This window comes from Enterococcus sp. AAFC-DPL-5146 (genome assembly GCF_058216635.1).
Genome location: NZ_CM177103.1, coordinates 605242 through 632004, shown reverse-complemented (window position 1 = coordinate 632004; position 26763 = coordinate 605242). Strand labels below are relative to the sequence as shown.

General features: G+C 33.8%; 29 protein-coding genes. 6 read left to right on the top strand and 23 right to left on the bottom strand.

The window, feature by feature from the left end:
• Positions 1 to 16: 16 nt before the first annotated feature.
• The 11 genes from AC4BB2_RS02860 to AC4BB2_RS02810 all read right to left on the bottom strand — a co-directional run bounded on the left by AC4BB2_RS02860 (position 17) and on the right by AC4BB2_RS02810 (position 10040).
• Complete coding sequence (locus tag AC4BB2_RS02860) at positions 17 to 739, bottom strand: IspD/TarI family cytidylyltransferase (RefSeq protein WP_490473943.1); 723 nt, start codon at positions 737 to 739, stop codon at positions 17 to 19.
• Between the two features lie 14 nt (positions 740 to 753).
• Positions 754 to 1635, bottom strand: coding sequence for a LicD family protein (locus AC4BB2_RS02855; RefSeq protein WP_490473942.1), 882 nt, complete (start codon positions 1633 to 1635; stop codon positions 754 to 756).
• 17 nt (positions 1636 to 1652) lie between these two features.
• On the bottom strand, positions 1653 to 2537 hold the full coding sequence (locus AC4BB2_RS02850) for an NAD-dependent epimerase/dehydratase family protein (RefSeq protein ID WP_490474660.1): 885 nt from the start codon (positions 2535 to 2537) through the stop codon (positions 1653 to 1655).
• Positions 2470 to 3114, bottom strand: coding sequence for a sugar transferase (locus AC4BB2_RS02845; RefSeq protein WP_490473941.1), 645 nt, complete (start codon positions 3112 to 3114; stop codon positions 2470 to 2472). Before AC4BB2_RS02845 ends, AC4BB2_RS02850 begins: the two co-directional genes overlap by 68 nt.
• A 13-nt stretch (positions 3115 to 3127) precedes the next feature.
• Positions 3128 to 4936 (bottom strand): polysaccharide biosynthesis protein, encoded by a 1809-nt coding sequence (locus AC4BB2_RS02840; RefSeq protein ID WP_490473940.1) that lies wholly within the window; start codon positions 4934 to 4936, stop codon positions 3128 to 3130.
• 18 nt (positions 4937 to 4954) lie between these two features.
• The gene (locus AC4BB2_RS02835; protein ID WP_490473939.1) at positions 4955 to 5719 is read right to left on the bottom strand and encodes a tyrosine-protein phosphatase; all 765 of its coding nucleotides are present in this window, start codon (positions 5717 to 5719) and stop codon (positions 4955 to 4957) included.
• A 20-nt stretch (positions 5720 to 5739) separates the two neighbouring features.
• Entirely contained in the window at positions 5740 to 6441 is a 702-nt protein-coding gene (locus AC4BB2_RS02830) for a CpsD/CapB family tyrosine-protein kinase (protein WP_490473938.1), read from the bottom strand.
• 11 nt (positions 6442 to 6452) lie between these two features.
• Positions 6453 to 7289, bottom strand: a complete 837-nt coding sequence (locus AC4BB2_RS02825; RefSeq protein WP_490473937.1) for a YveK family protein — start codon at positions 7287 to 7289, stop codon at positions 6453 to 6455.
• Between the two features lie 151 nt (positions 7290 to 7440).
• Positions 7441 to 8247, bottom strand: coding sequence for a hypothetical protein (locus AC4BB2_RS02820; RefSeq protein ID WP_490473936.1), 807 nt, complete (start codon positions 8245 to 8247; stop codon positions 7441 to 7443).
• 82 nt (positions 8248 to 8329) lie between these two features.
• On the bottom strand, positions 8330 to 9301 hold the full coding sequence (dapF, locus tag AC4BB2_RS02815) for a diaminopimelate epimerase (RefSeq protein WP_490473935.1): 972 nt from the start codon (positions 9299 to 9301) through the stop codon (positions 8330 to 8332).
• A gap of 130 nt (positions 9302 to 9431) precedes the next feature.
• Positions 9432 to 10040 carry a superoxide dismutase gene (locus AC4BB2_RS02810; RefSeq protein WP_490473934.1) on the bottom strand — a complete coding sequence of 203 codons (609 nt, stop codon included), beginning with the start codon at positions 10038 to 10040 and terminating at the stop codon, positions 9432 to 9434.
• 167 nt (positions 10041 to 10207) lie between these two features.
• On the opposite strand from AC4BB2_RS02810, the gene AC4BB2_RS02805 reads away from it, so the two are divergent.
• From AC4BB2_RS02805 to AC4BB2_RS02795, 3 genes are all read left to right on the top strand, one after another.
• Complete coding sequence (locus AC4BB2_RS02805) at positions 10208 to 11020, top strand: DUF1189 domain-containing protein (protein ID WP_490473933.1); 813 nt, start codon at positions 10208 to 10210, stop codon at positions 11018 to 11020.
• 142 nt (positions 11021 to 11162) lie between these two features.
• Entirely contained in the window at positions 11163 to 12254 is a 1092-nt protein-coding gene (gene ispG, locus AC4BB2_RS02800) for a flavodoxin-dependent (E)-4-hydroxy-3-methylbut-2-enyl-diphosphate synthase (RefSeq protein ID WP_490473932.1), read from the top strand.
• 94 nt (positions 12255 to 12348) lie between these two features.
• Positions 12349 to 13311: a phosphoglycerate dehydrogenase gene (locus AC4BB2_RS02795; RefSeq protein WP_490473931.1), complete on the top strand. Its 963-nt coding sequence runs from the start codon at positions 12349 to 12351 to the stop codon at positions 13309 to 13311.
• A gap of 65 nt (positions 13312 to 13376) precedes the next feature.
• On the opposite strand, the gene AC4BB2_RS02790 is transcribed toward AC4BB2_RS02795, so the two are convergent.
• The gene (locus AC4BB2_RS02790; RefSeq protein ID WP_490473930.1) at positions 13377 to 14309 is read right to left on the bottom strand and encodes a glycosyltransferase family 2 protein; all 933 of its coding nucleotides are present in this window, start codon (positions 14307 to 14309) and stop codon (positions 13377 to 13379) included.
• A 297-nt stretch (positions 14310 to 14606) separates the two neighbouring features.
• On the opposite strand from AC4BB2_RS02790, the gene AC4BB2_RS02785 reads away from it, so the two are divergent.
• Entirely contained in the window at positions 14607 to 16097 is a 1491-nt protein-coding gene (locus AC4BB2_RS02785) for a helix-turn-helix domain-containing protein (RefSeq protein ID WP_490473929.1), read from the top strand.
• 68 nt (positions 16098 to 16165) lie between these two features.
• Here the strand turns inward: AC4BB2_RS02785 and AC4BB2_RS02780 are convergent, their stop codons facing one another.
• The 9 genes from AC4BB2_RS02780 to AC4BB2_RS02740 form a co-directional block, all read right to left on the bottom strand.
• The gene (locus AC4BB2_RS02780; protein ID WP_490473928.1) at positions 16166 to 16477 is read right to left on the bottom strand and encodes a HesB/YadR/YfhF family protein; all 312 of its coding nucleotides are present in this window, start codon (positions 16475 to 16477) and stop codon (positions 16166 to 16168) included.
• 108 nt (positions 16478 to 16585) lie between these two features.
• Positions 16586 to 17251, bottom strand: a complete 666-nt coding sequence (locus AC4BB2_RS02775; RefSeq protein ID WP_490473927.1) for a potassium channel family protein — start codon at positions 17249 to 17251, stop codon at positions 16586 to 16588.
• 182 nt (positions 17252 to 17433) lie between these two features.
• Positions 17434 to 18066 carry a response regulator transcription factor gene (locus AC4BB2_RS02770; protein ID WP_490473926.1) on the bottom strand — a complete coding sequence of 211 codons (633 nt, stop codon included), beginning with the start codon at positions 18064 to 18066 and terminating at the stop codon, positions 17434 to 17436.
• 43 nt (positions 18067 to 18109) lie between these two features.
• Positions 18110 to 19174 carry a sensor histidine kinase gene (locus tag AC4BB2_RS02765; protein WP_490473925.1) on the bottom strand — a complete coding sequence of 355 codons (1065 nt, stop codon included), beginning with the start codon at positions 19172 to 19174 and terminating at the stop codon, positions 18110 to 18112.
• Positions 19171 to 19902 carry a cell wall-active antibiotics response protein LiaF gene (liaF, locus tag AC4BB2_RS02760; RefSeq protein ID WP_490473924.1) on the bottom strand — a complete coding sequence of 244 codons (732 nt, stop codon included), beginning with the start codon at positions 19900 to 19902 and terminating at the stop codon, positions 19171 to 19173. Before liaF ends, AC4BB2_RS02765 begins: the two co-directional genes overlap by 4 nt.
• Positions 19903 to 20074: 172 nt before the next feature.
• Entirely contained in the window at positions 20075 to 20548 is a 474-nt protein-coding gene (greA, locus tag AC4BB2_RS02755; protein ID WP_490473923.1) for a transcription elongation factor GreA, read from the bottom strand.
• 248 nt (positions 20549 to 20796) lie between these two features.
• Positions 20797 to 22236 (bottom strand): endolytic transglycosylase MltG, encoded by a 1440-nt coding sequence (gene mltG / locus AC4BB2_RS02750; RefSeq protein ID WP_490473922.1) that lies wholly within the window; start codon positions 22234 to 22236, stop codon positions 20797 to 20799.
• A gap of 166 nt (positions 22237 to 22402) precedes the next feature.
• Positions 22403 to 23062: an HAD family hydrolase gene (locus tag AC4BB2_RS02745; protein WP_490473921.1), complete on the bottom strand. Its 660-nt coding sequence runs from the start codon at positions 23060 to 23062 to the stop codon at positions 22403 to 22405.
• Between the two features lie 98 nt (positions 23063 to 23160).
• Positions 23161 to 24030 carry an SPFH domain-containing protein gene (locus AC4BB2_RS02740; RefSeq protein ID WP_490473920.1) on the bottom strand — a complete coding sequence of 290 codons (870 nt, stop codon included), beginning with the start codon at positions 24028 to 24030 and terminating at the stop codon, positions 23161 to 23163.
• Positions 24031 to 24200: 170 nt separating this feature from the next.
• Between AC4BB2_RS02740 and AC4BB2_RS02735 the strand changes: the two genes are divergently transcribed.
• Positions 24201 to 25172, top strand: coding sequence for a ring-cleaving dioxygenase (locus AC4BB2_RS02735; RefSeq protein WP_490473919.1), 972 nt, complete (start codon positions 24201 to 24203; stop codon positions 25170 to 25172).
• Positions 25173 to 25195: 23 nt separating this feature from the next.
• Positions 25196 to 25816 (top strand): flavin reductase family protein, encoded by a 621-nt coding sequence (locus AC4BB2_RS02730; RefSeq protein ID WP_490473918.1) that lies wholly within the window; start codon positions 25196 to 25198, stop codon positions 25814 to 25816.
• 42 nt (positions 25817 to 25858) lie between these two features.
• Here AC4BB2_RS02730 and AC4BB2_RS02725 read toward each other — a convergent pair whose 3' ends face one another.
• Together AC4BB2_RS02725 and AC4BB2_RS02720 are read right to left on the bottom strand one after the other, a co-directional pair.
• Positions 25859 to 26221: an iron-sulfur cluster biosynthesis family protein gene (locus AC4BB2_RS02725; protein ID WP_490473917.1), complete on the bottom strand. Its 363-nt coding sequence runs from the start codon at positions 26219 to 26221 to the stop codon at positions 25859 to 25861.
• Positions 26222 to 26263: 42 nt separating this feature from the next.
• A complete protein-coding gene (locus tag AC4BB2_RS02720) occupies positions 26264 to 26755 on the bottom strand; it encodes a gamma carbonic anhydrase family protein (RefSeq protein ID WP_490473916.1) in 492 nt (163 codons plus the stop codon).
• Positions 26756 to 26763: the final 8 nt, after the last annotated feature.

Below are 26763 nucleotides of genomic sequence, written 5' to 3'. Positions count from 1 at the left end.
CTATTATCTTACCTTTCTAACCAAAAATCTTTTCATTATTTTCTGCTTCAATCAACGCTTTAAACATAAAATAATCAGAAGGCGTTGTTATTTTTATATTCTCTGGCTTTCCTTCCACAGTCGACAGCGAAAATCCATAGTATTGCATTAAAGATGCAGAATCAATGAAAGCTTTTTTATTATCATCTAGGGCTTTTTTATGTGATGACATTATTTCTTCAAACCAAAAGCTTTGAGGAGCTTTTGCCATTCTACAATTAGATCTATCTAGAACATCATTTATTTTCCCATTATCATCAATATAGACTACAGTTTCTATAGCTGGACTAACTGTTACAGTAGCACCATAATTTTTCACAGAATCAATATTATTATTAATAACTTCGTCATTAATAATAGGTCTTACACCGTCATGAATTAAAATAATACAATCCTTCAATTTTGTTATTTTTTTTTCAATTTCTAAGAGACCTTTGTACTGAGATTCTTGAGCAGTTTTCCCACCAGAAATAACACTTATTACTTTTTTTATATCGAATTTGAATAGCAAACTTTTTAAATATTCTATCCATTCTTCCTTGCAAACAACGACAATTTTATCAATGTTTTTATTATTTTCAAAAATTTCTAAAGTATATATAATTATAGGCTTTCCATCCAACTCTAAAAATTGCTTTGGGGTGGAATCACTTTTCATACGAGAACCTACTCCTCCAGCAAATATTAAACCAACATTCATATTTTTCCCCTCCATTATTTTTTTGTGTTGTAGTATACTCCTTCAAACTTTTTGTATGGCTCATCAAGATTTACATATATAATATCGTGTTTAGGAAATCTTTCTTTTTCAGGTGGTAAAGCCATGTAATCACCAAAAATTAACGACAGATACTCCTCATTCCCGATAGCTATCGGCATCAATTCTGTTTCAAATGGTACCATGATAACATCCATAAACCACTTTTTATCTAATAATCGAAATATAGCTTTTGGGCCTGTTACTAGCTCAACTAAATAATCACTATCTTTCATAGTCCATTTACTCATTTCTTTTTCAGCTTTACTCCATATTAAATATCTTAATTTTTTATTTGGGACAACTGCTAGTGCTATGCCCGTTAATAACTTTAAGATCGTTCCTTTATTATTAGGTAGTCTTTGTGCATTATAAACCGAGAAAATAAAGGCGCTGACTATCTGTTTTACTCTCCCAAACTTATACTTAGGTACAGCATCAATTGGAATTATATCAATTGATACGCCATGGTTAATATCAGCATCTTTACTATGACTATTTATAAATGTAGTATCGTTAGCCTTTATAGACATTGCTGTATGATGATAATTTTCGTCTTTATTTGTTCTACATAATGTGTATGAATTAGTATCAGCAATTTCATTCCATTTTTCAGTCAAATTTTCATAATCTTCTCTAAGCATAAAACAATCAATATCATCATCCCAAGGTATAAAACCAGCACCCCTTTTAGCTCCTATTAAAGTTCCTCCTGCTAAAAAAAAGTTCAGTTTATTTTCTAAACATATTCGCTTTAAATAACTTAATATTTCAAATTCCTTTAGCTGCAGAGCACGCAGTTCATCGTTGTTTATATCATCAAACGAAAAAAATTCCATTTCTATTTACCCCATATTTATTTTTTTTGAGTAACTTCAATACTCCTTTGAAAGGAAACCCGATTATAGTCTAATTCAAAATTACTTAACGATTTATCAATCATTAAATCTCCATACACTTTTCTTATAATAGTTAAAGAACAGAATGGGAAAATAAATCTACTCAATTTTCCTAAAATAAAAAAACTATTTTTTCTATGTTCATTTCTAATTGAGCTAATTAAATCGTTTGTATCAACATATTCCTTATTTTGAGGATGATAAATTCCGTCTAACCCATTAAATATAATTATGTAAATTAAATGACAAAGATTCTCAATATAAATCATACTTCGTCTATTACTAATTTTCGGAAAAACTCCCCAATAAAGCGCCAGTTTTTCCAATAGTGAAAAATTCCCTGGTGAACTTTTTCCATAAACCATTGGAGGTCTGATTATAGCTACTTTAAAAGACTTCGAAGATAAGTTTTTTATTGCTATCTCTGCACACATTTTGCTTTTGCCATATAAAGAACTAGGATTTAATTCAGTATTCTTAGTAATAAAATTATTACGTAGATCATTATCTCCATAGACTGCAATACTACTAAATAATATAAAATGAGGTACTTTGTCTTCTATAGCTTTTTTAGCAATTTCAATGGCTAAATTAGTATTAACTTCAAAGATAGTTTTCTCATCTATTTTTTTATTTTTATGCACAATTGAGGCTAAATGTATAATACAGTCAAACTGAGAAAAATCTATTGATTTCCAGGCATTTGTTCTTACACTTATGCATTCAAAACATATATGACTTGAAGAATAGTTTACTAAATTCCTTCCAATATAACTATTTGCTCCCGTTATCAGCACTCTTTTTATTACGCTCTCTACTTTTATTGTGAAATCCTGTACCACCTTCAACAACTCCTTCCGCTTTAAATACAGATAAAAATGTACAAAAAAAGCATTGGAAATCCATTAACAATGATATTTTTTTTACATATTCGCCATCAAGATTTGCCTTTACACACACCTCTAATTCATCCCTACCATTAATCTGAGCCCAACCAGTAAGTCCAGGACGAATTCCATTTGCTCCATATTTCTCTCTCTCTTCAATTAAGTCGTACTGATTCCAAAGTGCTGGTCTAGGTCCAATCACTGCCATATCACCTTTTAAAATATTGATAATTTGGGGTAATTCATCCAAACTCGTCTTTCTTAAAACCTTCCCAACCTTTGTTATATAATAACTAGGATTATCCAATAAATGTGTTGGCATTTCATCAGGTGTATCTATCCTCATTGTCCGGAACTTATATATAGTAAAATAACTTTTATTTACTCCTACTCTTTTCTGTTTAAAAAATACATTCCCTTTTGAATCAATCTTTATAGCAATAGCAATGGCTAAAAACAAAGGTGATAAGACAATTAGTCCCCCTGTTGATAATATAATATCTATTATTCGTTTAACATATTGTTTATACACTATTTTTCCCCTTTTATTTACTCGAGTCATTAGCAAAATTCACTAATTTATCCGCTAGTGATTTATCATCAAACAACAAATTAGTAATAAATGACTCAATCGTTTCTATATCAAAACCATTGATATTACCAATAAATATCTTATCAAATACTTGTTTAGAATTTTTTTCTTTACTTACCAACAACTCTTCAAACAACTTTTCTCCAGGTCGAATGCCTGTTTCTACAATTTCAATTTGATCATCTTGATATCCACTTAGCTGGATCATATTCTTAGCCAAATCATATATTTTTACAGGTTCACCCATATCCAAAATAAAAATTTCTCCACCATTCGCTAATGCTCCTGCTTGTATAACCAACCTACTTGCTTCAGGAATTGTCATAAAATATCTAGTCATCCGAAAATCTGTTACAGTAACCGGTCCGCCTGCTTTGATTTGTTCTTCAAAGAAAGGAATCACACTTCCTCGGCTACCTAGTACATTTCCAAAACGAACAGCACAAAACTTGGTCTTCCCAGATTCGTTTAAACCAGTAACAATCATTTCTGCTATACGTTTAGTCGCTCCCATAACATTTGGTGGATTTACAGCTTTATCAGTAGAAATCATCACAAAATTCTTTACATTAAACTGTTTTGCAGCTTCAGCCACATTTTTTGTACCAAAAACATTATTTTTAACTGCTTCTATTGGATTAATCTCCATTAGAGGAACATGTTTATGTGCTGCTGCATGATAAATAGTATCAGGCTGATATTGTTCGATAATTCCAAAAATTCTTTTTCTATCTTGAATATCTGCAATGATAGGAATAACATCAGTATTTTGTGCACAAAAAAGACGGCTTAGTTCTTTTTCAATATGATAAATCGAATTCTCCCCATGCCCTAAAAGCAATAATCTTTTTGGCGCAAATTTCATTATTTGACGACAAATTTCTGAGCCAATTGAGCCACCTGCACCAGTAACTAATATTACTTTATCAGTTAATTGGTCAGCCAATTGAATCATATCTAATTGAACTTCTTCACGACCTAATAAATCAACAACATCGATTTTTTTCAATCTAGAAATTGTAATATTACCTGAGGCAACTTCTTCCAAAGCCGGCATAGAATTAATTGGTAGCCCTAATGGCGTAATTAATTCTAGTATTCTTTGTAACTCATTTGGGAGCAAAGAAGGAATAGCGATAGTAATCATCTCTACTTCATAATTTTCAACAATCTTTCGAATTTGATTGATTGTTCCTAGAACACGAACACCAGAAAGATAGGTATGTAACTTATCCTCAGCATCATCAATAAAACCAACAACCTCAATGTCTCTACTAGTTGTAGAGTTAACTAAACTATTTAATAATATTCTACCAGCTTCGCCCGCACCAATTATTAACGTTTTCTTTGCATCAACATTTAATGTAGTCTTTTTATTTCGATATTCTATAATCAAACGCCAACCTAAACGACTGACAATAATGAAAAAAGTAACTACCAAATAAGTTAATAAAATAAAATGTCGACTATAAAAAGCATCTGTCATAGACAAAAATATAAAACTAATCAACGTTGCCATGCTCGTTGCACAAAAAATAGCACTCATCTCGCTAATATTTGTATAGCGATTGATTCGAGTAAAAACCTTTAAAATAAAACCCCAAAAAATATATAGAACTAACTGCATAATACAAGCCTTAATCAAAAAAGCATATGTAATTTCAACGTATGGTAATAAATAAAAATACGAAAAAATATTTGCTAATAACATAATTAGCGAATCTACCAACAGTAGTACCAACACCTTTGTTCTTCTTGTCATCCCTTTAACCCACTCTTTCTAAAACAAGCCGAATTTTTTCTTTTTAATCTCCTTAAAATCTGGCCTTTGAATATCATCTCCATTTAAGATATCCCTAGCCATTTGTTGCATCTCTAAAACGTGTTCCTCCCCCATATCTTTAGCAATCGCTTCATATGCTTTTTTCATAAAAAAACCACGTTTACCAACATTGTGAGCATCAGATGCCATCATATATACCATATTATGAGCAACCATCTGTTTTGCTGTTTTTTCAATTTTGTTTCCAAAAATACCAACGTAACTAGGAGCTGTTAATTGTGTCAGCACACCCATTTCTAAAAAGGGTACTAACTCATTTGGATCTTCAATAAACCTACTATTTCTTTCTGGATGAACAATGATTGGAATGTGACCTGCCTCTAACAATTCAATAAATAATTGTTTTGCGTACGCTGGAATCTCATTAGTTGGAAACTCAATCAAGAGATAGCGATTATTAAGATCCGCAAATAAAATATCATTGTTTCTTATCTGTTCTGACAGATCACCCCCGATACGTACCTCTTGACTTTCAAATAACGTAAGTGGAATCTGCCGTTGATCCAACTCTTCTTGAAGTGCTGCTACACAAGAGATCACTTTTCCTGCAGGATTATCATATTTACCATTGTTGTGATGAGGCGTACATAAAATATGGGTAATACCTTGCTTGACAGCCATTCTGGCCATTTCAAGGGAGTCATCAATTGTTTGTGCTCCGTCATCGATTCCAGGTAATATATGGCAATGTAAATCAATCATTGTTTTTTCCTTCCTAACTGCTATGAACCGTAGTAATAACCTTGATCTGATATGTTTTTAGAGCCATTATACACAACACCCAGAATGTTTGCATCCACCATATCTAATAAGTTTTTTGCTTTTAAAAGGGAGTCTTTTTTTGAGACATTTTCCCGAACAACTAAAATCGTCCCGTCTGTTTTTGAAGAAACAATTTGTGCATCTGTCACAGCCACGACTGGTGGCATATCAAAGATAATCAAGTCATATTGCTGTTTAAGTTCTTGCAATAATTCTCCCATTCTTCTAGAATCCAATAATTCAGACGGATTTGGCGGTTTAGGTCCACTGGTCATTAAGAACAAATTATCTACTCCAGATGATTGAACCACTTGATGCAGTACGGTTTCACGACTACCCAGCAAAGTACTAAGCCCACGAATATTGTCTAGCGAAAACGTTTTTGCGACTGTTGGTTTGCGCATATCTGCATCAACCAACAATACACGTTTACCAGAATTAGCAAAAACGACAGCTAAATTAGCCGAAGTAGTAGACTTTCCTTCACTTGGTCCAGAAGATGTAATGACTAATGTCTTTAGATCTCGATCTACCATGGCATATTGAATATTGGTTCGAATCGTTCGATACTGTTCTGAAATCGGTGAAGATTTGTCCGCTAAAGTAATCAAACTGACTGCTCTTGTTGTTTGTTTCTTTTGTTGTCTCATTTTATTTGTCATTTTTTACTCCTTTATACTCGCGGACGACTTCTACGTGCCGGCGTAGACTCATCTGACTCAGCTTTTTCTTGTGAGATATTTTTTGTTGTTTCTGTACTTACATTTTTGGACATTCTTGGTTCGATTACTGGTGAAGTGGACGGTGTTCTAATGACTTTTGCACTCAGTTCTTTTGCTGTCATATTAGGTACCACACCTAAAATAGTAAACCCAAGTTCCTCTGCAACAAAACGGTCATCTTTAATCGTTTTATCAAATAATTCTAAAATAAAGGCTGCTGCTATTCCGCACATCACACCCAAAGCCAATCCGATTACTAAATTCAATTTATCGTTTGGCGAAACTGGTCTAACATTGGCAGTAGCTGCTGATATAATCGTTATTTTATCTACATTCAGCATATCTTTAGCTTTCTCTTGGAAAACTAAAGCTGTCTGGTTAGCGATATTTTGAGCAAGAATTGGGTCCGTCACTTTCGAAACAATCGAAAACATTTGTGAATTTTGTGACTGATTCACAGAAACACTTGCACCTAACTCCTCTACGGAAAGATCATTTTCATACTCGGTCTGCATTTTTTTCTGCACTTCGCTCATTACAATGTCGCTTTTGATTAAGTCCTTGTAGGTATTAATCATTTGTAGATTTCCGTTGATGTCATTGACATTGGTTGTTTCATTTTGTGGCAACCGCACAATCAGTTGTGCTTGCGAACTATACTTAGGGGTAATCACAAAGTAAGTCAATATTCCAGCAATCCCTAAACCTAAAAACATACTCACAATAATTAAACCAACACGTTTCTTTAATACTCCAATTAATTCTTGTAAACTGATTGTCTCTTCCATTTTTTCCTCCAATTTAACTACATACAAATAAATATAAACTCCAGCTAAAACAAGTGCAAGACTATTTCTAAAATATGAGTGCACATATAACGATCAATTAACACACAATATATAAGACAATTTTTTTCATAAAAAACACCTGAACAACTAGTTATTCACTTGACACTGTACCAACTGAACCACTTTCTAGCTGTTTATCAACCAGCTCCAACTTGTCAGCTAATTCTTTTCTCAAAATAGGACTTTTAATTGAATCGAGCTCATTGAAACTGAGAATAAAATGTTCAACTGTTGCATCGCTCGTCAATTTTTCTCCATCAATCATCCGATCAATCGATTGCTTTAGCTCATTATATTGCTTCACCTGAGTATCCATTTCGTTCAATATAGCTGTGATTGCATTGTGCCATACACCTGCATCTCCAGAAACTTCATCTCGTATCTCCGCAATTTTTTTTTCAGTTGCTTTTTCATTGATAATGACTGCATCAGCATTTGTTCCCCAATCTGCTGGTGTATTAACAAGTAAAGCAATGATCTGATTTTGAATATTGCTTTTATTTTTTATTTCTCTTATCTTATTAACTAATTCTTGTTTACTTTGAGTAACTGCAGAAGTATCCGTAGAAAAATCTTTACTTTTCAAACCAAAATCTTCTGCTTTAGTCTTCAAAGCTTCTATATGTACTTCAACTTCCATTATTGAAGAATCTTCTAATGAATCTATTAAAAATTCTTCCTGATCATTTTGATATAGTTTTCGAACCTGAGCATTTAACTGCTTGATTTTCAGAGCTTCATTTTTTATTGTCTCTTCAGCATATTCAACTTTTTGTTGGTGCTGCTGTCTCGTATTTAATCTTAATCCAAAAAGACAAATACCAATTGAGCAACTAATGACAATTAAATAAATAATTATTTTGATTTTATTACGATCTACCAACCAACTTTTTATCACTTTTTCACTCCTTTTAAACATACCTACATTTTTTAACCAACCTATTCTTTATACAACAAGTTCATGGTGAACCAATCAGTTATTATTTGATAGTATCTAAAAAAGCAATATAATCTGCTTGTTCAGTTGTCTCTTCAATAATAAGCTTATCAAATCGACCTTCAACAAAGTCAGATAGGGTCCCTGTCAATCGATGAGTAATTGTCGCATTACCAATCAACTCCATCCAATAATCATCCCCACTTTCTTTGTGTACAATGGTTCGCACCATCCCTCCGGTATTTTTGACAGTGATTGTTTCCCCAAACTCACCGTTATATAATAAAGCATACATTAAACTGCTCGCACACATCGCTGTGCCGCAAGCATTGGTGAAGCCGACACCACGTTCAAATGTACGCACAAATAGCTGACTTTCCCCTAAAATTTCGACAAAACTCACATTGACCCCATCTGGAAAAATTGGATTTTCTTCATTGACATAAGTTGCAATCCGCTCAAACTCTTCACTCATAAGCGTTTCATGGTCAACAAAAGTAATTAAATGAGGATTAGGAACAGCTACTGCTGAAAATTTCAACGTACTAGACAGTTCAGGAATGATTTCATCCATAATCCTATTTTTTTTACTGTTCATTGGAATTGCGTTTGTTTCAAAATGCACAGGTGAAATTTCTACTTGATAAGTCGCTACATTTTCAGCAATAGCATCTGCTTGCTGTACTTTTAAATCAGCAAACATCGTCTCTACAGAAAAGGACTTTTTAGCATATTTCTCAGCTAGATACCTTGCAACTGTGCGTAACCCATTACCACACATACTTGCTTCGCTACCATCGCTATTGATCACACGCATCTTAGCCAATGATTCACCTTTAGCTCCTTCAACAAGTAAAAGACCATCAGCCCCTCCAAGAAAACCTTGTTCTCTATCACACAAACAAATACGTAACTTATCGATTTCTTGATCTATAAAAGGGCGTTCTAATTGAGTTTCGTCTATTAAAAAGAAATCATTTTCTGAACCATGGACTTTTTGGATAGTTATGTTCATTGTTAACCCCCCTTTACTTTTCTACTTGTTTTTCTGTCCTATACTATTAGTATGCCACAAACAAAAAGAGGAAAACAGTGTAATTTACTGTTTTCCTCAAAAAAAGTTATAAAATTTTCATTTTCCTCGCTTATTTAGCAGCTGCAAAGCGTTTATTTACTTCATCCCAGTTTACAAGATTCCAAAATGCTTCAATGTAATCTGGACGAACATTTTTGTATTTTAGATAGTAAGCATGTTCCCAAACATCTAAACCTAAAACAGGTGTTTTTCCATCCATTAAAGGTGAATCTTGATTTGGTGTTGAAGTAATTTCTAATTTTCCGTTATTTAAAACTAACCATGCCCAACCTGAACCAAAACGTCCAGTTGCTGCTGTTTTGAATTCTTCTTTTAATTTATCGAAACTGCCAAATGTTGCATCGATAGCGTCTTTGATATCCCCTGTTGGTACGCCACCTGCATTTGGTGCCAAAATTTCCCAGAAGAATGAGTGATTAGCATGTCCGCCACCGTTATTACGTACAGCTGTACGAATATCTTCAGGAATGCTATTCATATCAGCAATTAAGTCTTCAACTGATTTAGTTCCAAGTTCAGGATGTTTTTCAATTGCTGCATTTAAGTTCGTCACATAAGTGTTGTGGTGTTTGTCGTGGTGTAGATGCATGGTTTCTACATCAATATAAGGTTCTAATGCATCATAAGCATATGGTAAATCTGGTACAGTGTAAGTCATAAAAAATCCCTCCATTAATTGAGTGTAACGTTTCATACAATTATAGCATAACAGATTTTATGGCAACCTTCAAAGTAATTGCTTACAATTCTTTTGCTAAACTTGTTTTTCTAGGCTATCTCATTTAAAATGACGTGTATAATCAATTTCAAGTCAGGAGAGAACTTATGAACACATTTTCACTTTTTAAACAGTCACTATTTCAGTTTTCTGATCTCTATCAGGCTAAGAAAATGCCGTTTTGGAAAGTTATCTTATATGTTATTTTTTTAAGTATTATTCTTACACTGCCAATAACAAAACAAGTGTTTGATATTCTTCATGATATTACAGATGACGGACAAAAAATTGCCGAAAAGTTGCCGGATTTTAAAGTTATAGATGGAAAACTTCAAACCTCAACAAATGCGCCAGGCTTTATTTATCAAACAAACTCGATTATTTTCACTTTTGACCCAGAAGGAAAGCGAACACTCAATGATGTTGCCGCTGATTCAGTTGGGAATGCTATTAGTTTAGGTTTTTTACAAGATAAATTTGTTGTTGCTTTACCTGATTCGGGAGCTGCTGACTCATTGTTAGGCACTAATCAATTTGACGTACCTTATTCTAAAGGCACATTGGATGGTTTAAACAGTCAAGATTTAAAACAAGCGCTAGATGAAGCTAGTATTCCTTTTTGGGTTAAATTAATCGTTTTTATTTTTACATTGTATCCAACGTTCATTAATTTAATCATTAATTTATTTTTAATTGCAATTGGTGCAAATCTCTATAGTAAACTTCGGATGTATAAGCTTCGATTCTTGGATTGTTTAAAAATTGCAACGTATTGCACTACATTACCAGTGATTATCAGTAGTTTTCTACATTTTATCAATCGTTCTTTTGATGATAGTTTTTTGATTGTTTTTGTTTCTTTGTTAATTTTTTTCTTTGCTATTCGCAAGGAAGAACGACAAGAACCGCCTTTAGTTTAAAGGTGCCATAACTTTCTTGATTGAATCTTAAACATTTCTTACATTCTCATGTTTATTATTATGTGTTAAGATAAATCATGAATTATACTTGTTGCAAACCGGTCAGCAAAATAAACAGTACAAGAATAAGGAGAGAATCATTATGGGAGAATTAACCCATCGTAAAAATACACGTCAAGTTAAAGTCGGTGACTTAACCATTGGCGGAAATGATGAATTATTTATTCAAAGTATGTGTACAACCAAAACACATGATGTTGAAGGAACTGTTGCTCAAATCAAACGCTTAGAAGAAGCTGGTTGCCAAATCGTTCGCGTTGCTGTGCCGGATGAAGAAGCTGCTGCTGCATTAGGGTCTATTAAAAAGCAGATTTCGATTCCTTTAGTTGCTGATATTCATTTCGACTATCGCTTAGCGCTAAAAGCAATCGAGCAAGGCGTTGATAAAATTCGGATTAATCCAGGTAATATTGGACGCAAAGACCGTGTGGAAAAAGTCGTTACAGCATGTAAAGAAAAAGGAATTCCAATCCGAATCGGTGTCAATGCCGGCTCATTAGAAAAAAAATTCTTGCAGCAATACGGTTATCCAACTGCTGAAGCTATGGTTGCTAGCGCTGTAGAGCATATTAAAATTCTTGAAGATTTAGAATTTTACGATATTATTGTTTCATTAAAAGCCAGCGATGTGAATTTAGCAATTGAAGCATATACTTTAGCTGCACAAACATTTGATTATCCTCTGCATCTAGGAATCACCGAAGCCGGAACAAAATTTTCTGGTGGTATGAAGTCTGCTGCCGGTCTTGGCGCATTACTTTCCCGAGGCATTGGAAATACATGTCGAGTTTCACTGTCAGCTGATCCTGTAGAAGAAATCAAAGTAGCAAAAGAAGTACTAAAAGCTTTTGGACTAGCGAGTAATGCTGCTACATTGATTTCTTGTCCAACTTGCGGACGTATCGAGATTGATCTAATTCCAATTGCTAATGAAATCGAAGCGTATATAGAAAAAATTAAAGCCCCAATCAAGGTCGCTGTTTTAGGTTGTGCCGTTAATGGTCCTGGTGAAGCAAGAGAAGCTGACATTGGTATTGCTGGTGGTAATGGCAAAGGCATGCTGTTTAAAAAAGGAAAAATTATCCGTACTGTCCCAGAAGAGATTATGGTTGATGAATTGAAAAAAGAAGTTGATATTCTTGCTGCAGCATACGCTCGTGGTGAAAAAATCTAAGTAAATAGACATAAGGATTGGAGCTATCAATAGTTCAATCTTTTTTTGTTTGACGATCTTTTTTGTTACAATAGATGAGCAAGGAGGGATCAATATGGGAAAACCAATAATCTACCTTTATGAAGAAATGAAAGAAGAACAAGTTGAATCAATCAGACAAGCTGCTCTTGGTTACATTATTATTGATTCTACACGAGAATCATCTCAGATAATTGAAGACGATATTGAAATCATGTTAGGCTGGAATGATGAATTAGGTCAACGTTTATTAGCATCAGACTCAAGTCGGTTAAAATGGGTTCAGTCGGTTTCTGCTGGTGTTGATATGTATGATTTAAACCGTTTTGGGGAAAAAGGAATTTTGTTATCCAACGCTAGCGGAATTCACGGTATTTCTATTTCAGAACATGTTTTGGGTGTGTTATTGTCTGAATTTCGAGGAATCCGTACTAGTATTATTAATCAAGAAAATCAGAAATGGACAAGAAATAATATTTCTTACCGCCAATTGTCCACACAGAAGATGCTGATTGTTGGAACTGGACATATTGGGCAACAACTTGCTATCTTTGCAAGAGGTTTGGGTATCCAAACCTACGGAGTAAATACGTCTGGTCACGCAACAGAAGGTTTTATCGAATGCTATTCACACAAAAATATGAGCCGTATCGTTAATGAAATGGATATCGTTGTCAATATCCTACCTTTGACCGATAATACTTATCAAATGTACAATGAGCAATTGTTTATTGCAATGAAAGCTGGAACTGTTTTTGTTAATGTCGGGAGAGGTCCTTCCGTTAACACTCACGACTTGATCCAAGCAATACACAATGGACAGATAAGTTTCGCTGCTTTAGATGTTTTTGAAGAGGAGCCTTTACCTGAAGATAGCCCTTTATGGACAATGGATAATGTTTTGATTACTCCTCACATTTCAGGTTTGACCCCTGAATTCAAGACGCTATTGTTCAATATATTTATGGAAAATCTTAAACAATTTATGATAGATCAAACTTTATCAAAAAATAAAATAGCCTTACGTCAAGGCTATTAATCTAGGCTAATGAAAAATACAGCTTTGAAACTCAATAAAAAGTTTCAAAGCTGTATTTTTTATCGTTATCTATCTTTTTCTGTTTCTTTTACTAGATAAATCGGACGTTTTTTCGTCTCCAAAAAGATTTTACCAATATATTTCCCAATGATTCCTAGGCACAGAAGCTGTAGTCCACCCACAAATAAAACAATACAAACCATGGATGGCCAACCACTTGTAGGATCACCTTTGATGATTGTTCTAAAGAAGATAACAAACATTGTCAAAACTGAGCCTATACATGAAAATGCACCAACATATGACGCCAAATTTAGTGGCATTTCCGAGAAATTAACAATCCCATCAATCGAGTAACTCAATAAACTCCAAAAAGACCATGAGGTAGCACCCGCTACTCGTTCGCGATTTTCATAAGAAAGATATTCAGTATTAAATCCAACCCAACTGAAAATTCCTTTTGAGAATCTATTATACTCTGTTAATTCTAAGATTCCATCAACCATTTGACGTGTCATCAGACGAAAATCTCTGGCACCATCAACCATTTCGGTTTCACCAATCCGATTCACTAATCGATAAAACATCTTAGCAAAGAAACTACGGATAGCCGGCTCCCCTTCACGGTCGCCGCGTCTTGTCCCAATACAATCCAGCTCTTTATTTTCTTCAAGCATTTTGATCATTTTCGGTAATAGTTCAGGAGGATCTTGTAAATCAACATCCATAACTGTTACTAAGCTGCCGCGTGCTTCTTTGAGACCTGCGTACAAGCCAGCTTCTTTTCCAAAATTTCTAGAAAAAGAAAGATAACGAACTTTTTCAGGATGTTCTTTATATAGTTTTCTTAACGCATCCAACGTATGGTCTTTCGATCCATCATTAATAAATATATATTCAATATCGTGTTGAATTTTTGTACTTACTTTTTCCACTTCTTCAAAAAACAACGGAATTGACTCCTCTTCATTGTAACAAGGGACAATAATCGATAACATAAAATTTCCTCCAAAAAAATATTCTTTTTTAATTATAGCATACATCTATTACATAATAATAAAGAAATTACGCATAATTTTTATATTACTCCGTAAAATGATTTCATATAAATAAATAAAATTTCTTTATAAAATTAATGATAAGAAAAATTTTAACAAAACATACAATCATTGTTAACAAATACTTAAATAATACTTATCTATTTGTTTTAAAATTGAAATAACTTAATCAAATAGCTATTATAGGAAGAGCGATTATTTTTTTATGATACATTTATCATCGAAAGGAGACTAAATATGCTAGAAGACATATTATTAGATGATGTTGCTCAACGTAAAATCAGCGCTTTTAATCAATTATTGACAGCTACTGATGGTACATATAGCATTCACTATTTCGAACAATTCACAGATTTTTCCTATGCTCGTTTGAACTCTTTATTCGCTGAAATCCATGAAGACCTTAAAGAAAAACAAGGTTTTGAGTTATTAAATGACCAGGGAAAAGTACAAATTGATACCGCGAAATTACGCGATATTCCTTATCTCCAATTTTTATTCCGAAAAAGTTTACCTTACAAATTTTTACTGGCAACGATTCTAGAAAGAAATTACACAATAGAACATTTTTGTATGGACCATTTCATCAGCCGTGCCTCTATCAATAGGAAACTTCAACCACTAGTCAATTACTTAAAGACTTTTGATATTCAGCTGAACTGTTCACAACTTCGACTTACTGGAAAAGAAAACTTAATTCGAATTGTTTATTTAAATTTCTTTTGGATAGCATCATACGGAGAAGACCTTTTTTTAGCTTTGAATGAAACAAAAAGAGGAATTGACTTGTTCGATCAAGAAGATCATCAGTGGATGACTTATACTGAACCCAGAGAATGGTACTTATTAACAACTATCTCAAAATTACGAATCAAAAAAAAGCATTTTATTATGGAACCTCCGTTTAAATCGTTAATTTTCCCTAAAACTAATGCTAAATTTGTTAGAGAACTAGAACACTCAAAATTATCTCAAGAATACATAGAGAGGGAATCTACGTTCCTTTCGTTTATGATGTTTTATTGGAGTGTTTACTTTTATGCTGATGATCCAAGAATTAGCTTTGTACAAGAATATATGAACAGTACTCAACAGCCTTTAGGCGATTTGATTGAAAGATTTGAAACATTTTATCTTCCTTTATTCTCAGAAAAAAAGTTATCTACTGGTGAAAAAGATTTACTAAATATCAATCTTTTTACAACCTTCTTGAATCACTCGGTGTTAGATGATTCATTCCCATTAGCTATTAATTTTATGGATAGCTACATCAAAGAGCAAAATCCCTTATATGAACATCTTTCTGAAAAGGTTAGAACTTTTTTACGAGAGATTATTTCAAAACCTGAATTTGCTTGGATAAGCAATTGTTTGGAAGATTTAGTTTATACTTGTTCCTTTTTATTACTTCCTTTTTATGAGCGGAGTAATAAAAAATATCAGTTGAATGTGGGAATCATTTTATCGCCTAATGCTATTTTTCTTCAATCACTCTTTGATTTTTTAGAACAAATTTCGTTTATTTCTGTCTCATTTGTTACTTCCTCTTCCAATGAGAATTACGATTTTTACATAGCTACATCTAAACTGTTATTATCAGATAAAATCAAGCAGGATGGAAATTTCAAAATCATTCCATTATCACCTGCTTTAGATTATCAAGTTAGCCTTATTGATCTGTTACATAAAAGGTATACAGAAAAATCGTCTTCTTTAATTATTTTATAAAAAAGAAAGAAACAAAAGTTAAACGCGCTTTTGTTTCTTTCTTTTTTTATATCTATCTTCTATTCGATTTATTGCTTTAAATCTTCCTTGTTTCCAGAGAATACATATTTGGGTTCATCTTTTTCTTCATCGTAATCCACTAGTAAGTCATAGCCTTTGAAAAACCAATCATCGGTTTCTTCAATAAAGTAAGTAATCCCATCAATTACTTCTTTAACTAACGGTTGCTCAGGTGCTTCTACTGACATAGCAATTGAAAAACCTTCATGTACATCCGTTTTTCCATAGATTTTCCCATAAAAGCGAATACCACTATCAGAGGTGACTCCTACTTCTTCTTTGAACCATTGTTGTGCACGTGGTGTAATTGTTAATTTCATCTTCAGTTTCCTCCCAGTATAAAGCATGCCAGACTAGCCTACATAGCTAGATATCACACTTGTCATTTTAGCACAGAGTCTGGTTTTCAGAGAATAAATTGCTTAGGGCTATTCATTCATTTTTTCATCTAATAAATCAACATCATCCGTTTCACCAACTACTAATAAATTGTCGTTCTCTCTAACCATCTCTTGTGCCGCTGGAGATGTAATAACTTCAGATTTTGAACGACGGATAGCAACTACTGTCAAACCAAAACGTTGACGAAAATTTAATTCAGCTAATGTTTTACCATAAAACTTGGGGTTAGATACATGAATTTCTGCTAACGAGACTTCATTTGATAGTTCAATATAATCTAAAATATTTTTAGAAACTAATTTATGTGCCACTCTAATTCCCATATCACGTTCTGGATGAACAACTAAATCAGCACCAATTTTTTCCAACACTCTTGCATGATATTCATTTACGGCTTTGGCTAAAACGTTTGGTACGCCCATTTCTTTAACCATTAAGGTAACTAAAATACTTGCTTGGATATCCTCACCTATGGCAACAACTACATGATCAAAATTGCGAATTCCTAAAGAACGTAGTGTTGTCTCATCTTGAGCATTTGCCACAACCGCGTGTGTTGCTATATTCATATATTCATTTACTCGATCTTCGTTACTATCAATAGCTAATACTTCTTGACCAGATTCTATCAAGGTTTGACAAATGCTGCCGCCAAATCTTCCTAAGCCAATAATTGCATAATTTTGCTTCATTTTTATTTCTCCTAGCATTATATTTGATTTAAGTATAACAAACACACTAACAATTGAACAGAAACAGCGGTTGAGAAATCTTTAACCTATTGTGATAATTTATCTTCTTCTCATTTTTTTAAAACAAAAAAAGTGAATAAGTCAGGCTAATTCACTTTAAAGTAGGGATTAAAATTCTATTTTTATTTTGCTAAACCATGTTGAAACGCATAAATAGTAGCTTGTGTGCGGTCTTCTACATCTAATTTAGCCAAGATATTTGAAACGTGGGTTTTAACTGTTTTTAGCGTAATAAACAATTCATCTGCAATTTCTTGATTACTACGTCCTTTAGCAATCAGCATCAAAATCTCGTGCTCTCTGTTTGTTAAGTCTTCGTGAAGAACAGGTTCTTGTTTTTTTGTGAGACGTTCCATCATTTTAGTCGTCACTTCTGGCTCTAGTACACGTTCACCTCTTGAAATAGCCCGAATTGCATTGGCAATCTCATGAGCGGTTGAGGTTTTCAAAAGATATCCTGCAGCTCCTGCTTCAATTGCTGGATAAACCTTTTCATCATCAATAAAACTAGTGACAATAATGATTCGTGCTTGCGGCCAATCTTTTAAAATCGCTTTTGTTGATTCGATGCCATCCATTTCGTCCATAACTAGATCCATCAAAATCACATCTGGTCGTAATTCTAATGCTTTTTCATACCCAATTCGACCATTTTCCGCTTCTCCAATCACTTCAATATCTTCTTGAATTGATAAATAAGAGGATACTCCTAGCCTTACCATTTCATGGTCATCCACTAACATTACTTTGATCACTTGTATTTCCTCCTTAAATATAAAGCTAAACGAGCTCATGAAGCTAGACTACAGGAACTTGAATCTCAACACTTGTTCCTTGACCTTTGAAACTGATTATCTTAACAATACCACCCATACCAGCTACACGCTCACGAATATTTTTCAACCCATAACTGCCTGCTTTATTATCGTTTTCATTCATATCAAAACCAACACCATCATCCACTAAACGCAGTAAAACATTTTTATCCACTTGATGCAGATAGACTTCAAGTTCTTTTGCTTTAGCATGACGCAATGTATTAGATAGTAATTCTTGAACAATTCTAAATAGGTGATCCTCAATACTATTATTCAAATGAACATCTTCAACATCCCAAGTTAGCTCAATTTTGATTTTTGTTTGTAGTTCTTTTAATAATTGTTCGATTCCTTTACGTAAGCTTTTTCCTTCTAAACTTACTGGACGTAAATGTAATAATAGGGCACGCATCTCTGATTGTGAAGCATTAATGATGTCGGTTACCGTCACTAATTGTTGACGAAACAGCTCTGGTGTTTCACTTCGTTGGGCTTGTTCATTTAAAGCAGACATCATCATCATTGCTGCAAACAATTGCTGACTGACAGAATCATGGAGCTCTCGAGCAAGTCTATGACGCTCTGCTTCTAAAATTTCTTCTTTGGTTTCTCCATCCATTATTTGTGGACGACTATTCAATAATTGTAGTTCCTTAGACATATCTAGTAATTTGGTTCTGATTTTCAGGATATCTTGATCCACTTCATTAATATACTGATCATTGCTAGCATGGGGTACAGCCTTAGTTATGCTAGTATTTTCATAGCTTCCTCTCGCAAGCAAGCGTAGTTTTTCTTCAATTCTACCATATTGTGCTTTTTGTACAATTGATACGAGTAAAAAAGTAGATAATCCTACCAAAAGAGAGATCAAAATCAGATGAAAAATCAAAGGAATGTAAAATACCTTCCTTTGAATTAATTCCAACATCCAATTTTTCTGCTTAATCGAATGAAAGTATGAGAATAGGGTAAGTAAAACAACAATAAACGTGCTGCAAGCAGCATATAAAGAAAGCATCTGTCGAGAAATCTTACCCATCATACACGAATCACCTCTACATCACCCACTAATGCATTAGTGATAATTTTTAAACGACGATTATTTGTATCAAAATCATTGCTATAAATTTTTAATGATTCATTTTTCAGATGATATTTTTCTTCTTCAAAGTTAACATTTCCATAGAAAGTTGAATGTTCCAATGTCACAGCAACTCCTAAAGGAACTAAAATTCTTGTACGACCAAATCCTTTACGGATAATAATAGTATTGTCATCTTTAGGTAATAAGGTGTTACCTAAATCAACAATAGTATCACCTGAAAGAATGTCGATATTAATATCGTCCCACTCGTAGACGTTACTACCAATACGTTCATTTGCAAACCAGGGACGTTTGAATCGTCGCCCACTTTTTGGTTCAACATTTGTTGTTTCCACCATAATCATTTGTTTTTTTCTCCAAGGAGCTCGCTGAGTAATATCAACACCAGCAATTTCTACTCCTTTTAAACCAATAAATAAAACACCAAATACTAACATTAACCAAAATGCAGGACTGTTCATTACTCCAATTAAAATCAAGATAACTCCCAATACTAATTGAAAATTATTGAAATGACTACGATGAACTTTTTTCATTGCATAAACAAGACTTAAGATACCTAATACTAATAAAACTACCAGACCTGGGTTATGTAAAATTTGCCATAATGCCAAAATAAAAAGTAATGCTTCTACTACAATAAAAAAACGCCATGGGTTATTCATAATAATCCCCCTTCCTATGAAATTAGTATACCTTGTTTCCCATATTAATATTAGTTGCTGAGGGCCCATTTTACTATAGGACTTTAGCCCTAATTTTTCAGCAAAACGAGGATGGGACATAGCGTCCTATCCTCGTAAAATTCTTCAGTTAAAAAAATTTAGCTGCTATTAATTAGCTGACTTTTGTGATTTTCACTTGCATGTCTCCACCAGGAGTAGCAATAGCCACTTGATCATCTAAACGTTTGCCGATTAATGCTTGAGCAATAGGTGAATCATTTGAGATTTTACCAGAAAACGGATCTGCTTCTGCACTTCCAACAATTGTATATTCTTCTTCTTCACCGTCAGGTAATTCAATAAACGTTACTGTTTTCCCAAGGGAAACTTCATCTGAGTCTACACCGCCATTATCAATGATTTGCGCAAAACGAAGCATATTTTCTAATATTGTGATTCGGCCTTCTACAAAAGCTTGCTCATCTTTAGCTGATTCATATTCAGAGTTTTCTGACAGATCACCAAAACTTCTCGCAATTTTTATACGTTCAACGATTTCTTTTCGTTTAACTGTTTTTAATTGTTCTAACTCTTGTTCTAATTTTTCTTTTCCTTCAAGTGTCATAGGAAATACTTTTTCTACCATGTTATTTTCTCCTTCTTAACTTACTACAATGTCTTATTTTATTTTCGTTGAAAAATTCCGCTTTCAATCCAGAAAAGAGTACCATGCTTTAAGCAAATTGTAAATAATATTCCCTCAATTTTTATAATTCTGATAAAAAGTTAATAGAATCGAGGTATCTTTTATATTCAATACTCTAGAGAAAAATAAAGCGAAACGAGCCGCCCATCAAATAGGTTGGCTCGTAATATAGTACGCAAACTTAATCTTTATTCACTTTTTTCAGTTTCTTTATTTACATATTTATCCACAAATTCTTGATGCTGTTCATACGTCTCAGCAAAATAAACATCTCCAGTTGAGATATCAGCAACAAAATATAGGTAATTATTTGCTATGGGATTCAAAACTGCGTTAATTGCTTGTTCACTAGGACTATCTAAAGGTCCTGGCCCATAACCCGTGTTTTTATATAGGTTATAAGGTGAATCTACTTCTAAATCAGAGTAAGATACTATTTCTTTATGCTCACCTAAAGCATACAGGATGGAAATATCTGACTGTAAAGGCATGTTTGCTGCAATTCGATTAAAGAAGACTTGAGCAATTTTCTTACGATCTTCTTCTTTCACACCTTCTTTTTCAACTAATGAAGCCAATGTCAATACTTGTTGAATCGTCATTCCTTTAGAATGAACCATTGGAATAAACGGTTCAATCACACTATTGGTTTTAGCAACCATTTTATCTACAAGATCTTCTAATGTCAGCTCTTTGTAATAGTCATATGTTGCTGGGAATAAGTATCCTTCTAAGCGATAGCGAACATCTTTCGCCTCAGCAGCACTTGCTAATAGTTCTGGATATTTTTGTTTCATTGTATCGAAAAATTCTTGGTTCTTCATCAATTCGATAAATTGTTTTTTCTTAAAATCAGTATTCTTTTCAACTGCATCACCGATCTTGTCAATATCAAACCCTTCTGGAATCGTTACTTTTCCATCTGCAATCTGAGTTGGTTCTGCTGTACCGCCTTCTCTCAAAAGTGCACCAATTTCGTCTAATGTCATGTTTGGCGACATTTGATAATAGCCGGCCTGAAAATCAGTCAAATTTTTAAATTTTGCATAGTAGTTGAAGACCATACCACTTTTGATAACTTTACTTTCTTCTAAAATGTTGGAGATTTTCTTATTAGATGAATCTTCTGGAATATGCACTTGAACTAATTTAGTATCTTTTTTGTCTAGCGGCTGTAATCCTGTGTTGACATACTTATAAAAAGTAAAGCCAAAAATTGCAATCACTAATAATAATACGGATGCAACAATTACAACAATTCGGCTAACAATTCGATCTTCTCTTTTTCTTGTCCGTTTATCCTCATTTTCTTTATCAGGTTTCAACGAATTTTTGAATTCCTCTAGCTCATTTGGATTCGGTTGCTCTGCTCGTCTTGAATGATGCTCTGAGCTACGTGATCCAACTGATTCCGTCTCATCGGGTTTTACTGACTCGTTTTGATTATTGTATAGTGAACTGTCTATTCTATTATATGCTTCTTCATTTTGCTGTGATGAGTTCTGAGCGTTGTGTTCAGAGGAAGCTGAACTATCATTTCCAATGTCTTCTCCACGCAAAGAACGCAAGACCTGATCTTTAAATGAAGATGTGGAATGATCTTGTTTATTTTGGTTATCGTCTGCCAAAACAAATCCTCCTTACTTTCTATATCTCTTCTTTAACTTTAACCATTATACATGAAAGCTTTTTAAATTTAAACTTTTTTAGAGAAAAGTAACTAACTTGTAAGATTTGATTCTAGCAATATCATAGAAAATCTGAATAAACAGTCTGAAAAAGTCAGTTTCTTCCTCACAATGAACTATTAGTTATTCTTTTTTCTAGTTCCTCGGGTGTTGTAACAACAAAAGAGGCTCCTGCTGCTTTTAGTTCAGCAGCATCTCCAAAACCATATAATACGCCAATACTGCTTAAGTTATTTTCTCTGGCTCCTATTATATCGTGGCTGCGGTCACCAATCATGACTGTCTCTTTTAAATTGGTGATTTTAGCTTCTTTTAATGCATAGTTAATAACATCACCTTTTTTTGAGCGCCCTCCATCTAAACTAGCACCATAGATACCTTCAAAATAATTGACTAAATCAAAGTGATCTAGGATTTGTTTTGCATAGATTTCCGGCTTAGAGGTCGCAATATACAAGTGGCAACCAGCTTTTTTTAAAGTATTCAGCAATTTAGGAATACCTTGGTATACATGATTTTCATACATCCCTTTTTCCTGATAATAGTCACGGTAATATCCTACAGCTTGTTCTATTGACTGCGCATCTAAATGATACAATTTTTTAAATGATTCATTCAAGGGCGGGCCAATAAAAGAATACAAATCTGTTTGTTTTGGTCTATTTAAATTCATTTTTTTTAACGCATAACTCACTGAATGAATGATTCCTTCACCTGAATCAGTGATTGTTCCGTCTAAATCAAATAAAATCGTTTTATACTGCATAAGAAGCTCACTTTCTTTTGTCCGATTAAGTTCGGTATTTATACTAAAATTAAAGACAGAAGTCGGTAATCTCGAGCTTCTGTCTTTTTTATTTATTTCTATCGTTCGTGAACGTCTCCTGTATTGATTACTGGCTGTGTTCCTTTATCAGTAATGATTGATACCAGAAGGTTGTTGATTAATTGAACTTTGCGATCATCGGTGAAGTTGATTTCCTGTCCATCTTCAATTTGTTCCAAAGCCATTTGTGTCATGGATACTGCACCTTCAACAATGATTTGTCTTGCAGAAAGAATCGCTTTAGCTTGTTGTCTTTGTAGCATTGCACTAGCAATTTCGGTTGCATAGGCTAAATGATTTAAACGAGTTTCGATGACTTCAACTCCAGCAACGGCTAAACGTTCTTGTAGTTCTTTTGCCATTTCTTCTGAAACTTCGGTTGTATTTCCTCGTAAAGTTAGATCATCTTCATTAAAGGTATCATATGGATATTGTGTCGCAATATGACGAATAGCTGTTTCACTTTGGATTTCTATAAAATCTTGATAGCGATCGACATCAAACAAAGCTTTAGCAGTATCAACGACTTTAAAGACAACAACTGCAGAAATTTCAACCGGATTTCCGTCTGAATCATTCACTTTGAGTAATGAGCTGTTAAAGTTACGGACCTTCAATGAAACATTGATTTTTTGAGTCAAAGGCGTTGTTATAAAAAGACCATTATCCTTGATTGTACCTAAATATTGGCCAAAAAATAAAATTGCTTTCGCTTGATTTGGGCTAACGATTGTTAATGAGCTTAAAAACAAAGCTGAAATCACCCATAAAATCAAACTAATCGTGATCATTACAAAACTTTCATCTGTCACTCCAAAATAAAAGCTGTATCCGCCAATAACAATCAAGATAACCAACACGACTAAAGCGATATAGCCGTTAACATGAAACGTTTTTTTCTCTTCCATTTATTTCTCCTACTTTCTTCACCAACTTAGTATCCTTATCTTACTATTCTTTATTCCTTCTATCAATAGTTAAGAAAAAAACAAAGTAGTTGCATATTTAGTTGTTTCAGTTTATACTTACTTTTAGTAAGTTAACTATTAAATAATTATCAATTTGGAGGGTTTATATTATGGATACACAAATTAGAGGAATTCACCACGTTACAGCAATAACATCAAGTGCAGAAAAAATTTATCGTCTTTTTACAGATGTTTTAGGGTTACGTTTAATTAAAAAAACAGTCAATCAAGATGACATTGAAACCTATCATCTTTATTTTACCGATGATCTTGGATCAGCAGGAACTGACATGACATTTTTCGATTTCCCAGGTATACCTAAAGGCACTAAAGGAACAAATTCAATTTCTCGTACGTCATTTCGAGTTAAAAGCGATGCCTCTTTGGATTACTGGATTGAGCGCTTCAATGAACATAACATTGATCACGGCGAGATCCAAGAACGTTTTGGTAAAAAATATATAGAATTTGAAGATTTTGATAACCAAAGATATCAATTGATCTCAGATGAAAACAATCAAGGTGTGCCTAGTGGAATTCCTTGGAAAAACGCAAATGTTCCTGCTGAACATGCATTGGTTGGATTAGGTCCAGTCTTTGTAACAGTATCAAATTTTGAACATATGCAACGTGTTTTAATTGAAGTTTTAGGATTCCACTTAGTAGATGCGCAAGGAAGTTTCCATTTGTTTGAAATTGGTGAAGGCGGTAATGGAGCAAGTATTATTGTTGAACATCGTGACGATATTCCAGAAGCTCAAGAAGGTTTTGGTAATGTTCATCATCTAGCACTTCGTGTAGCAGATCAAGAAGCATTACGCTTTTGGATTGATAAAATCAATCAATTACAATTCCCTAGTTCTGGTTTTGTTGAACGTTTTTATTTTAAATCTGAATATTTCAGAGCTGCTCCGCATATTTTATTTGAATTAGCAACTGACGGACCAGGTTTCTTAGAAGATGAAACCTATGAAAATGCTGGAGAGAAAATTTCTTTGCCGCCATTTTTAGAAGGCAAACGAAAAGAAATCGAAGAGTTTGTTCGACCTTTTGATACTTCTGATGCAAATAAACCACGTTAATAACTAAGGATTGGAGAAGTTTAATGCTGCATTATCCTACAAAATATTTATCATCGAAACAGGCTTATAAGTTTCTATCTGGCAGTATCATTCCTCGTCCTATTGCTTGGGTGACAACGTTGGATAAAGATAAGCAGGTTGTAAATGCTGCGCCTTTTAGTTTTTTCAATGCTGCCGCAGCTGATATTCCATTAGTAACATTGTCTATTCTCAGGCGGAATGGCGAAATAAAAGATACGGCTAGAAATATTTTAGACACTAAGGAACTTGTGATCCACTTGGTCAATGATCAGGTTGTTGAATCTATGAATCAAACAGCGGCTTCTTTAGATCCTGATCAAAGTGAGATCACCCTTAATCAAATCGGAACAACTGCAAGTAGCTCTGTCGCTGTTCCAGGAATCGATGCCGCACCGATTAGAATGGAAGGGCGCCTTCATCAATATGTCCCAGTTAAAGACCATGAAAACCAAATTATTACTGATTTATTTATTGTGGAGATAACAGATTTTTATTTCGATGAAGCTGTTTTTGATAAAGAAAATGAGTATATTTTACCAGAAGTATTCAAACCGATTGCTCGATTAGCTGGTAACACTTATGCGCATATCGATAACTTATTTAATTTAAAAAGACCTGAATAAAAAAAACGAGAAGGAGTAGTAATCCTTCTCGTTTTTTATGCTTTATTCGTTTTTTTCTAGTCTTAAATCCACAATAGGTACATTCCCATCTAAGACACCGCTTGGACCTTTCAACTTGAATACTTGTAATCGGGGATCAACTTCTAATGACATCTCTTCATCTAAATATCTTTTAGAATAGTCCTTGATATAGATTGCTCCAATAGTTGAATCTACTGTTAAATCAAAATCAGATTTATCTTGTAATTGGTTTAATATCAATAAACGGAAACTAGTATCCAGTGAGCAAACACCCATTTTGGAATACTTTCCCACACCGTCATCCAAATCCAATATAATCACTGCTTCGCTTTCAATATATGGTGTCAATTTGACCTGAGCTTCATCACTAACCGTTACATACATCGCCCGTTTCCCCTTTCTTCTCTCGCTTAATAAACCTTCTATTTAATCTAAACGTGGATAATTCCCCGCTGTAAATTCTTTTGATCGCTCAATATAATGCTCTGCATTTTCTTTGTTTTTACGAATTTCTTCTCTGGTTAACGGACGAATCACTCTAGCTGGTCGTCCAAAGGCTAGAACATTGGGTGGAATTTCTGTCCCTTCAGTGACTAAAGAACCCGCACCGATCAAACTATTTTTCCCAATTATTGCATGATTTAAAATCGTTGAACCCATACCCACCAAAGCGCCATCTTCTACTGTGCAACCATGAAGCATACACTGATGGCCGATTGTTACATTTTCACCAATAATGACAGGTGCATCCTGATCGACATGGATTACAGTACCATCTTGGATGTTACTGCCTGCATTGATAGTGATTGAATTATTATCTCCTCTCAGTACAGACTGAAACCAAATACTTGTATCTTTAGCCAGTGTCACATTACCGTAAACATCTGCGCTTGGAGCAATAAAATAATCTTTTGTCATTTGTTTCA

Coding starts and splice junctions, on each gene's coding strand:
- AC4BB2_RS02855 (WP_490473942.1), bottom strand. CDS start 1,635: ATGGAATTTTTTTCGTTTGATGATATAAACAACGATGAACTGCGTGCT.
- AC4BB2_RS02780 (WP_490473928.1), bottom strand. CDS start 16,477: ATGAAATTAACAATTACACCACGTGCACAACAATGGTTCAAAGAAGAA.
- AC4BB2_RS02825 (WP_490473937.1), bottom strand. CDS start 7,289: ATGGAAGAGACAATCAGTTTACAAGAATTAATTGGAGTATTAAAGAAA.
- AC4BB2_RS02725 (WP_490473917.1), bottom strand. CDS start 26,221: ATGTATGTAACGGTTAGTGATGAAGCTCAGGTCAAATTGACACCATAT.
- AC4BB2_RS02735 (WP_490473919.1), top strand. CDS start 24,201: ATGGATACACAAATTAGAGGAATTCACCACGTTACAGCAATAACATCA.
- AC4BB2_RS02810 (WP_490473934.1), bottom strand. CDS start 10,040: ATGACTTACACTGTACCAGATTTACCATATGCTTATGATGCATTAGAA.
- ispG (WP_490473932.1), top strand. CDS start 11,163: ATGGGAGAATTAACCCATCGTAAAAATACACGTCAAGTTAAAGTCGGT.
- AC4BB2_RS02745 (WP_490473921.1), bottom strand. CDS start 23,062: ATGCAGTATAAAACGATTTTATTTGATTTAGACGGAACAATCACTGAT.
- greA (WP_490473923.1), bottom strand. CDS start 20,548: ATGGTAGAAAAAGTATTTCCTATGACACTTGAAGGAAAAGAAAAATTA.
- AC4BB2_RS02860 (WP_490473943.1), bottom strand. CDS start 739: ATGAATGTTGGTTTAATATTTGCTGGAGGAGTAGGTTCTCGTATGAAA.
- AC4BB2_RS02835 (WP_490473939.1), bottom strand. CDS start 5,719: ATGATTGATTTACATTGCCATATATTACCTGGAATCGATGACGGAGCA.
- AC4BB2_RS02785 (WP_490473929.1), top strand. CDS start 14,607: ATGCTAGAAGACATATTATTAGATGATGTTGCTCAACGTAAAATCAGC.
- AC4BB2_RS02840 (WP_490473940.1), bottom strand. CDS start 4,936: ATGACAAGAAGAACAAAGGTGTTGGTACTACTGTTGGTAGATTCGCTA.
- AC4BB2_RS02720 (WP_490473916.1), bottom strand. CDS start 26,755: ATGACAAAAGATTATTTTATTGCTCCAAGCGCAGATGTTTACGGTAAT.
- AC4BB2_RS02765 (WP_490473925.1), bottom strand. CDS start 19,174: ATGATGGGTAAGATTTCTCGACAGATGCTTTCTTTATATGCTGCTTGC.
- AC4BB2_RS02830 (WP_490473938.1), bottom strand. CDS start 6,441: ATGACAAATAAAATGAGACAACAAAAGAAACAAACAACAAGAGCAGTC.
- AC4BB2_RS02795 (WP_490473931.1), top strand. CDS start 12,349: ATGGGAAAACCAATAATCTACCTTTATGAAGAAATGAAAGAAGAACAA.
- dapF (WP_490473935.1), bottom strand. CDS start 9,301: ATGAACATAACTATCCAAAAAGTCCATGGTTCAGAAAATGATTTCTTT.
- AC4BB2_RS02730 (WP_490473918.1), top strand. CDS start 25,196: ATGCTGCATTATCCTACAAAATATTTATCATCGAAACAGGCTTATAAG.
- liaF (WP_490473924.1), bottom strand. CDS start 19,902: ATGAATAACCCATGGCGTTTTTTTATTGTAGTAGAAGCATTACTTTTT.
- AC4BB2_RS02805 (WP_490473933.1), top strand. CDS start 10,208: ATGAACACATTTTCACTTTTTAAACAGTCACTATTTCAGTTTTCTGAT.
- AC4BB2_RS02790 (WP_490473930.1), bottom strand. CDS start 14,309: ATGTTATCGATTATTGTCCCTTGTTACAATGAAGAGGAGTCAATTCCG.
- AC4BB2_RS02740 (WP_490473920.1), bottom strand. CDS start 24,030: ATGGAAGAGAAAAAAACGTTTCATGTTAACGGCTATATCGCTTTAGTC.
- AC4BB2_RS02775 (WP_490473927.1), bottom strand. CDS start 17,251: ATGAAGCAAAATTATGCAATTATTGGCTTAGGAAGATTTGGCGGCAGC.